We start from the raw sequence: 7,138 nt of genomic DNA on the forward strand, positions 1-7,138 counted from the left end.
TTCTCCGGTGTGGTCTTCAGGTCTACCCACTTGCCGATGGCATTGTGGACAGCATTTCTGGTTAGAGAAGCGGTGCAGGCAGCCGGGTTTTCGCCAATGCCGCAGGCTCCGTAGGCAGAATAACCGAAATGGGTTTCTACAGTTCCACGTACAACACCTTCTGGTATATCGTTCATCAAGACAATCGGATAGCCTATGTGGTTATCGTTAAGTCTGACGCCCTCAATGGGGTCGTAGATAATCTGTTCCTGGTTGGAACGGCTGATACCCATATAGACACCGCCGAACAACTGACAATCCCACGACCTCACATTGATTACTTGACCGGCATCGGCCACGACGACTACCTTCTGTACCTGAACCTGCCCGGTATCAGGGTCAACCTCCACCTCAGCGAAGTAAGCCTGCCTGAGCATATCGTATTGGGTGTCTGTCAAGGTGGGGGAGAAATCCCAGGCAAAAAGATTCATCGAATGTGCAGCCGCCAGTTCTTTTACGGTGATTTTGTTGCTCGGGTCCGCCTTCTCAAATATCTCACCGTCCATCATGTTCAGGTCATCAGCCGCCATATCTGGGAAAAAGGGTGGTTGGTCAGGACCGCCCCAAGAGCCCGGGCGCGGCGATACAGCCTTTTCCAAGATTAGCTGCCTTAGCTTTCTGGCAACTCTTACTAGACAGGGCAGATTTATACACATTCCACTGGAGCCGCCGGGGGCGTTAAGCTCAAAGCCAGGGTCGGTTTGGAATTCCCTGAAAATTACATCCTCATATTTCACGCCCAGTTCACTGGCTATTACTTGAGTATAGGTAGTAGAACGGTGTACACCGATATCCTGGAATTCGGAAAGGGGAATGACTGTCCCGTCCCGTTCCATCCTAAGCCCAACGCTCATGCTGCCGGGGCCGTGAGCCCACCTGACCTGCCAGGTAAAACCAATACCGTGGTAGTTACCGTTGGGCAGAATCTTGGTGCCCGGCTGGTGCCATTTGTTGTTCCAGTCTATCAGGTCTTTGCCCATTGCCAGCACCTCTTTAAGGCTGTCACGAGTGTAGTCGAATCCCTGAGCCTTCTTGACATTCTCGTTGACCCATTCCATATCGTGCTCTTTGCAGCCATCGTTTATCAGGGCGACTTCTGTCGGGTCCATCCCCAATGCCGCCGCCACCTGGTCGAAAGGCTCGGTATGTGAGGTGCAGGCACCATCGCCGTGCTTGTAGCAATGGGTAATGCCCCTGTTTTCGGCGACATACATAGCCTTAAGATACAGATTCGGGATTTTACTGGCTTTGTGTATTTTATCAATCTGGTCGGTATAGTCCATACACTGGTAGGTGGTTTCTTTAACCGCTGTTATCTCTCCATTGTCTTTGAAGCCGATGGTCATCTGATACAAACCATAGTGGTCTCCTGGTTGATAGAAACCAACATCCGTCAGCAGTTTTATGGGCTGGTTGGTAATCCCCCTCTCGGCTAAAGCCCTGGCTATATCAACGGCTATCACATGGTTGTCTGTTACCATATCATGTCTGTGCCCGCCGAACTGAGCCACGTTATGGTGCGAATGGTAAATCAGCCTGTTTACCGGCAACCAAGGAACCTTACTGAAGAAATTCTGTTTCTGGTAGGTTGTCCAGCTTTGATTCTGTGACCATAGCTCGAATATGCCGGTATCCGGGTACTGTCCCAGGTATTGGACGGTATCACAAGGGTGCCCTTGGGCGACTTCGTCTTCTTCGATATGAAAAGTGACGTCTATTAAATTGGGGGCTTCTTTTAAAGCCGCCTCAGCGTCACCGCCATATTGCACTATGACCTCACTCTGTATGTTGCTGTCCGGTGTAACCTCCGGAAGTAATATAGGAGCATTGGGCTCTAACATTTCCCTGAAGTCTACGCAAAATGGCAGCACATCCCAATCTATTTCTAAAAGCCTCAGTCCCTCGTCTACCAGCAGCTCACTTTCAGCGACAACTACGGCCCCAATCGGCTGCCCGTAATAAAAAGCAACGTTGCCGATGACCGGGCTCCGCCCGTAACGCGCATAACACTTCCCCGAAGCCGACCCCAAAGGCCCATCCCACATATCCTTTTCAGAATATGTGAATACAGCCCTCACACCCTGTAGGGCTTCGGTTTTGCTGACATCAATACTATTGATTTTGGCATGAGGATATGGGGAGCGCAGGTATTTGGCATACAGCGTACCGGGGAGATATCTATCCCTGGCATAAATTCCCCTGCCGCTTACCTTGTCCCAGGCATCCAGGCACAGCACACCATCCTTCCCGATTACGCCATCATCCGGCACTTGCCATAGCCATGGCTTATATTCTTCGTCAGGTTCAATACCATACATCTTTATTCATGCCTCCTTCTTAAAGTTCCTCAGCCGCTTCCAGTATTGCGGGGACCAGAGTTGGATAGCAGGCACAGCGGCAAATGTTACCGGCAAGGGCATCGCGTATATCTTCCTCTGTAGGATTTGAGTTGTGGTCCAACAAGGCTTTGGCAGTACACACGAAACCTGGTATGCAATAGCCGCACTGCGCAACGTAGTTTCTAATGAAGCTTTCAACCAGTGGATGCTTGGCATCGGCAATCCCCTCAGAAGTCTCTATGACTGTTCCTTTGCACTCTATAGCTAATACCATGCAGGATAGTATTGGTCTGCCATCCATAATAACAGTGCAAGAGCCACAAGCACCGTAACCAAAACACATGTCTTTAGGTGATGTAAGCCCCAACTTTTCACGGAGTACGTCCTGGAGCGTCTCGTTTGGATTAACCTGTAGTTCATATTCATTTCCGTTTACCGTGAATTTAACTACATTCAATGCCGCCGCATCTTCGCCATGCTCGGCTTCAAAATGGGCTTTCAGCTCAGCCAGTGAGTCGAACTCTTGCCCATCGATGGGACAGATGAATTTATCTTGGACGACTGTCGCCATCGATGTGGTGCCCGGCGCTGTAGTAGTAACCGTCGCTGTTCCGCCGGATGCTGTTACCGTAGAGGTGTTGGTCTTGGTAACCGTGTCGGTAACCGTTTCAGTCTCCCCGCCACAGGCAGCCAGTAGCACCGTTGAACCGATGGCGGTGCCGCCTACCAGCAAACCGGCATCTTTAAGAAATTCTCTTCTGGAAATGACTCCGGATTCTGTTTTCTTTTCCTTAGTCATACTGCTATATACTCTCCTTTTCGACCTTTATCTTTTCATGTTGAGTCGGGGGTAATTGACCTGTACATTCCTATAGGCATCACCTCCCCTGTGTTTTGGGATTATTGTTATCTAACTCCTATTGCCATTGGTTCTTTCCCACAGGTCGATCATTTGCCATATAAAACCGTTATAGCATTGCCCCGGGGCCCTGTTTTTATCCATTTTCTCTTTTGTAATCTGCCTTATACCGATGGTGGTACGCACCTTACCCAAAGCATCACCATACCCTTCCTTTTCAAACGCCGGTATTGCGTTGTTGCCATTCATGTTAAGGACTCCTTTAATTTATTGATATTGGCTCTGGTTCGCTTTACCCCAGTGCAGAAGCGGCGGCTTTATCGTGATAAACTGCAAACACTCCCATGCTTATGGCTTATAAACACAATCACTTAATTTCTACTTAGAGATATTATTTTATATAAACATACTCTAGTTCATGGTGGAAACTCAGTCGCTAGGGGTGACAATCAGGTGGAGATTTAATGACAATATGGTATTAAGTTGCAGATTAAGAAGAGATTTGGGGTCCCTGCGCCCAATAGCTTTCTCTAATATATGGATGCACGGGGCGGGGGGGTATCCCAACAATTTTCCTTGTGGGGAATTATCTTATCTTTTGGGGTTGTTTTACCAAATAATAACCCTCGCCGGTGGCTGTAAGTATAAGCCTTGGATTCTTAGGGTCATCCTCAAGTTTCTTGCGCAAGCGATAAATATAGTTTTTGATGTTAGAGATAGTTTCTGGATATTCCTGCCCCCAGACTTCTTTCACCAGCTCCATAGGGGTTACAACTTCGCCATTGTTTGCCATAAGCTCGAATAGTATTCGCCCTTCTGTTTTTGTAAGAGTTATGTCCTTTTCTCCATACACAATATGTTGCAAAGAGGATTTGAAGTGTAAGGGACCATAAGCCAGGGATAAGTCTTTCTCGGGAGGCTCTTGTCTTCTCAGTAACGCCTTAATCCTTGCCAGCAATTCCATCAGCCTGAATGGCTTTACCACATAATCATCTGCCCCCATCCCCAACCCTTTTACTACATCCACCTCTTCTCCTCTTACGGTGAGGATAATGACCGGAACTGCTGAGAACGCACGAATACTATTCAATACATCAAAGCCATCCATATCTGGCAATCCCAAGTCAAGAAGAATAATATCTGGCTCCTCATCCCTGGCAAGCTCTACGCCCTTTCTGCCCAGATGAGCAGATATAAGCTTGGCTGCAGGCCAACCTATCTGGAAGGCATTATCTACATAATCAACTATATTCTCATCGTCTTCGATTAATAGTATTCTCAATGTCCGCCTCCACATCTCTATTCTGGCTAATGTGACCATTGTATAATGGGAGTGAAAATACAAACGTACATCCTTTCTGTTTCTGGCTTTTTATCCATATTTTCCCTCCGTGGAGTTCAACCAGTATCTTGCATAAGGCTAACCCCAAACCAAGCCCGCTGAGGTGTTCCCTGTCTGATTCGATTCTGTGATATGGTTGAAATAAGCGTTTCTGCATATTTCTAGTTATCCCCGGGCCGCTGTTATATATCTCGATAAGTATATTCCTGTCATTTTCTTCGGCTTTCAGCGCAATTTCGCCCCCTTCGGGGGTAAACTTTATAGCGTTATCAAGCAGATTGGTCACCACCTGTTTTATCCGTTCTTCATCAGCCGATAATCTTGGCAGGGGATCTGGTAAGTCCAGCGATAGTGATAATCCCCGTTTTGAAACTTGCGCGGATGAGTATTTTGCTGCCTCCTTAAGAAGGCGTGCCATATCGACCTTGCTATAATTTAATTTAAGCAGGTTCACCTCACCTTTTGCCAGGTCTAGTAACTCATTTATCCGGTTATTCAATTGGTAAGCGCCTTTATATATATTCCTGGCAAGCCCCTTGAATTTCCTATCCTTCAGCTGGCTGGCGAGCGTTTCGCTGGCACCCAATAGCGGTGTGATTGGAGTTTTAAGCTCGTGCACCAGGGATCTGGTGAAGTAAATACGGCGTTGTGCTTCTTTCTCCAGTTGCTTGTTTTTTTCAGCTAATTGAGAGGTTCTTTCTATCACCTGGGTTTCTAGCTGTTGAGCTCGTACATTCAGGGCGCGGGTTCTCAGCCTTATCAAGATTATCACCAGTAATAACGCGGCGGCTATAAGTATTACAATAAACCACCATTCCTGCCAGAATGGTGGCGTAATGATTATTTTTAAGTAAGCCCCCTTTTCGTTCCAGATACCATCGGTATTGGAGGCTTTAACCATAAAGTTGTACTCTCCGCTGGGGATGTTGGTGTATCTGGTAAAGCTCTCATCTGCCCCGCAGTAGGTCCAGTCCGCATCAAAGCCTTCGAGTTTGTAGGCGTATTGATTACATTCCGGTGATTTATAGTGCAGAGCGACAAAATCAATCTCAAAAGAGTTGTCTGAATAAGGCAGGGTTATTTCTTCTATGTCTTCGATGGGTCTGTCAAAGGAGATTACCTTATCGATTAAGCTGAAATCGTTTATCATGACTATAGGGCTGACAGAGTCTATCTTTATATCCTCGGGGTAAAAAGATACCAGCCCGCCTGCGCATCCGAAGAAAAGCTCGCCGTTATTCGCTTTATAGCTGCCGCTTACGGCGAATAGATTATCCCAAAGCCCGTCCTGTACTCCGTATTCAGTATATATACCTTCTCCTAAGCGAAAACTGCCGAGGCCCTGGTGGGTAGCAACCCAGAATTTCCCATTATCATCTTCAATTATGCTTTGTATAAGGCGGTCAGCCAAAGCCTCCTCTACCCCATATGCAACAAACTCATCTTTTTCGAGATTATAGCAGTACAGCCCATGGTTTGTTCCCAGCCATAACAACCCATTGCTGTCTTCGTACATTGTGCTTATTTTGGTGTTATAAGGGCTATGTATAAATTCGGAGCCGTCAATAATCTTAAGTACCTCTCCAGTTGCTTCATCAAGTTTATAAACACTCGAATCCGTTCCAAACAACAGCTCTTGGTCCGAAGTTTCATATGTTATCCAGACATTCTCATTTTGGATACCATATTGATGTTCGGGATTATTCTTGTATCGGCAGAATTCTTCGGTCTCAGGATTAAAGCTACACAAGCCGCCTGTGGTTCCAACCCAGATAATTCCATCATGGTTTGCATAGACTGAAAGAATGGTATTGCTCGACAAACTGTTTTCGTCATTCGGTTCACAAGTATAGACAGTCAGCTTATTTGTTGCCGGGTCGAATCTCTGCAAACCGGAATTGTCCGTACCCACCCACATTGACCCATCCTCTGCTATGCAGAATGTATTCATGGTGGAGCTATTGTAATTCTGGTCAATAAAAATATCAGCCCAGGCAGTTTCAACTACATGTTCCTCACTGTTGAACTTTAAAACGCCCTGCCATATCTCCAGCCATAATGTCCCACTATCAATACTTATAATGCCCATAATATTATCGTTGAGAACACCGCTATAGTATCTAAAAGCCTGCTTGTTGAAATTGAGTTTGCTTATACCGCTGATTGTTCCCGCCCACAGGATGCCTTCGGCATCAATATATAATGTCATTATTCGATTATTAATAACGCTGCTTGGAATGCTGGTATCATTTTTGTAGTTATAGAAAATCTTGCTTTCAACATTAAATCTATTTAAACCCACCTTTGTCCCTACCCATAGATACCCGAAAGCGTCTTCGCATATAGATGCAATGCAGTTGTTGCTGATGCTCTGGGGATTGCTGGCGTCATGGAAGTAGGCAGTGAAGGTCTCCGTTTCCCGGTTGAAGATATTCAGGCCATTGGTTGTGCCTATCCACAGCATACCGCGGCTGTCTTCGTAGATTGCCTTTACATTACTGTCACTGATGCTCTGGGGATTGCTGGCGTCATGGAAGTAGGCAGTGAAGGTCTCCGTTT

The 7,138-nt window shown here is 46.6% G+C and carries 5 protein-coding genes; all 5 read right to left on the reverse strand.

Annotated features, from left to right (window positions below):
- The coding region (locus NWF04_00025; GenBank protein ID MCW4004973.1) for a molybdopterin-dependent oxidoreductase at positions 1 to 2,357 on the reverse strand (2,357 nt) is incomplete at its 3' end.
- A 19-nt stretch (positions 2,358 to 2,376) separates the two neighbouring features.
- Positions 2,377 to 2,835: a (2Fe-2S)-binding protein gene (locus tag NWF04_00030; protein MCW4004974.1), complete on the reverse strand. Its 459-nt coding sequence runs from the start codon at positions 2,833 to 2,835 to the stop codon at positions 2,377 to 2,379.
- A gap of 453 nt (positions 2,836 to 3,288) precedes the next feature.
- Positions 3,289 to 3,486, reverse strand: coding sequence for a hypothetical protein (locus NWF04_00035; protein ID MCW4004975.1), 198 nt, complete (start codon positions 3,484 to 3,486; stop codon positions 3,289 to 3,291).
- Between the two features lie 337 nt (positions 3,487 to 3,823).
- The gene (locus NWF04_00040; GenBank protein ID MCW4004976.1) at positions 3,824 to 4,519 is read right to left on the reverse strand and encodes a response regulator transcription factor; all 696 of its coding nucleotides are present in this window, start codon (positions 4,517 to 4,519) and stop codon (positions 3,824 to 3,826) included.
- Positions 4,491 to 7,138, reverse strand: a 2,648-nt coding sequence (locus tag NWF04_00045; protein ID MCW4004977.1) for an ATP-binding protein, incomplete at its 5' end; no start/stop codon positions are given. The genes NWF04_00040 and NWF04_00045, both read right to left, overlap by 29 nt.

The sequence above is a fragment of the Candidatus Bathyarchaeota archaeon genome (assembly GCA_026014465.1).
In the GTDB taxonomy this organism is placed as follows: Archaea; Thermoproteota; Bathyarchaeia; order Bathyarchaeales; family Bathycorpusculaceae; genus JADGNF01.